The 2,587-nt window shown below is 67.3% G+C and carries 2 protein-coding genes; both read left to right on the top strand.

The genetic code is table 11. The annotated features are described in order from the left end of the window. Positions 1 to 572: 572 nt before the first annotated feature. Complete coding sequence (locus tag AB0I73_RS40945; protein ID WP_363045461.1) at positions 573 to 2,315, top strand: sodium:solute symporter family protein; 1,743 nt, start codon at positions 573 to 575, stop codon at positions 2,313 to 2,315. 30 nt (positions 2,316 to 2,345) lie between these two features. Beyond that, positions 2,346 to 2,474, top strand: a complete 129-nt coding sequence (locus tag AB0I73_RS40940) for a putative transporter small subunit (RefSeq protein ID WP_363045460.1) — start codon at positions 2,346 to 2,348, stop codon at positions 2,472 to 2,474. Positions 2,475 to 2,587 lie beyond the last annotated feature (113 nt).

Here is a 2,587-nt window from a genome sequence, read left to right as displayed (position 1 = left end):
GGGGTCGGTCCACTGTGCGAAGCGCTCGGCGATCCAGACCAACTGGCCGACCGGCGAGTCGGTCTCGCCAAGGAAGGGGCGGAGCACAACTCGTCGATGACGGCGCTGCTCACGGAGACGCCACCGCCCTGACGCACGACCGGCCGCGCGACCCGCGTCACATATCGGGTAAACGGCGAGGAATCCGGTGTCCCGTCGCAGTTGCGACTTGTAAAGAAAGGGCTGCAAAGAAGGTGATGTGATCACTGCGAAGGTAGACAGAATGAGTATTGAAGTGTAAACATCTGCTGTCTGCCTGGCAGGGCTTGAGGGCGGCCAACCGCGTATCTCGGTGCGACCGAAGAACGCCGCCGCCAGTGGAAGTCGTCGCCCTGCGGCTGGTTTGCGGGCCCAAAGGGGCCCGCGGTTTTGTGAGCTCCCCCGGCTCGCGCGATGACGCGTCGGGTGGCGGAGAGGGAGCACGCTCTGCGCCTGCGGCGCGCGGATGCGTTTGGCATGCCCCGAGCGAGCTTTCGGGTGCCGTCGTTGGCGCCGGGCTCCGCGAGACGAAGGAGGTACGTCTGTTGGACGGCATGGAAACGGCCCAGTTCGGCGCCGTGATTGTCGTTGGCCTACTGGTCCTCTTCTACGGTGGGACCTTTCTCATCTCGACCCGGATCGGCAAGAAGGAAGAGAACGCCGACGGGTACATGACTGCTGGTAACAACATCGGATTCGGCATCTCGGCCGCCAGCATGACGGCGACGTGGATCTGGGCGGCCTCGATGTACGCCTCCGCCACGTCGGGTTACACCTACGGCATCTCGGGCCCCATCCACTACGGGCTCTGGGGCGCCCTGATGATCCTTTTCATCTACCCCTTCGGCAAGCGCATCCGCGCCGTCGCCCCCAAGGCGCACACCCTGGCGGAAGTCATGTACGCCCGCCACGGCCGCTCCAGCCAGCTGATGCTCGCGGGCTCCAACGTCGTCGGCAGCCTCATCAGCCTGATGTCGAACTTCATCGCCGGCGGTGTGCTGATCTCGCTCCTGTCGCCGTTCAACTTCATCCAGGGCGTCCTCTGCGTCGCCGCGGGCGTCCTGCTCTACACCCTGTGGTCCGGATTCCGCGCCTCCGTCATGACCGACTTCGTGCAGGTCGTGGCGATGCTCGGCGCCGTCGCCGTGATCGTCCCGTTCATCTTCTTCGCGGCCGGCTTCCCGGCCGCGTTCGAGAGCGGCGCGGCGAACCTGACCCCGCAGCAGGGGAGCTTCTTCTCCAGCGAGGCCTTCATGGGGCAGGGCGCCCCCTACATCGCCGCGGTGCTGGCCTACGCGATCGGCAACCAGACCATCGCCCAGCGCCTGTTCGCGGTGAAGCAGAGCCTGATCAAGCCCACCTTCATCACCGCGACCGTCGGCTACGGCGGTATGGTGATCGGCGTCGGCATGCTCGGCGTGCTCGCCCTCTACCTGGGCTTCGAGCCGTCCGGCGGCGACGTGAACAACCTCATCCCCGAGATGGCCGCCACCTATCTGCCGCCCGCGCTGCTGGCCCTCTTCTTCATCATGATCGTCGGCGCGCTGTCCTCCACCGCCGACGCCGACCTCGCCGCCCTCGCGTCGATCACGATGGCCGACATCTACGGCCGGGGCGTGGCCGCCAAGAGGAAGGCCAACCCGAAGACGATGCTGATGGTCGGCCGGCTCACCATGGTGGTGGCCACCGCACTGGCCGTGACGTTCGCCAGTCTGCGGCTGAGCATCCTCGATCTGCTCGTCTTCGTCGGCGCGCTGTGGGGCGCGCTCGTCTTCCCGGTGCTGGCCAGCTTCTACTGGGAGAAGGTCACCAGCAAGGCGTTCACCACCTCGGTGCTCGCGGCGCTCGCGGTGTTCCTGCCCGTGCGCTTCAGCTGGATCCCCGTGGACGGTGCCTTCGGCATCGTCGTGGACGTGCTGGCCGTCCTCGGTATCGGTGTCGTCCTCGGCCTGATGGTGTTCGGCTTCCTGGGCGTCAAGGCAGGGAAGATCGTCGGTGCGCTGGCCGTACTGGTCTCCGCGCCGTTCGCGATCGGATCCCTGCACGAGTACGCCACGCTGTGCGGTTCGCTCGTCGCCTACTCGGTGAGCACCGTCATCTGCTGGGCCATGTCCGCGCGCCAGGGGGAGAGCTTCGACTTCTCCGTCATCGCGGAACGCACGGGCAACTTCGACGACGGGGGCGCCGCGGCGACCGCCGACGGGAACGGTGAGGCACCGGGGGTCCCGAGCCCGGCGCCGGCCCCCTCGGGAGCACCGGGCGGCCGCGAGCCCGAGCCCGCCGCACCCACCAAGTAAGTCACACCGAGCAAGTCGAGAGGAGGCACAGTGACCGCCGCCCTGAGCGTCTACGTCCTGATGTGGCCCGTCATCGTGGCCGTCATCCTGTCCGTGATCAGCCGTGGGTTCTTCCGCGAGTGGGCCGAGGCCCGCCGCAACGGCCGGGACATGATCTGACCCCTGGTCGCGCGTGAGCCGCGTCCTTCGACACCCGACGGGGTGTCTGGGTCCAGGAGCACCTGGACGACCCGACGATCGCCATCGTCGAGGTGGACGAGGACACCACCGCC

Origin of the sequence: Streptomyces sp. NPDC050388, from assembly GCF_040655635.1 — a bacterium.
Classification (GTDB): domain Bacteria; phylum Actinomycetota; class Actinomycetes; order Streptomycetales; family Streptomycetaceae; genus Streptomyces.
This window is presented reverse-complemented; position numbering and strand designations above follow the sequence as displayed.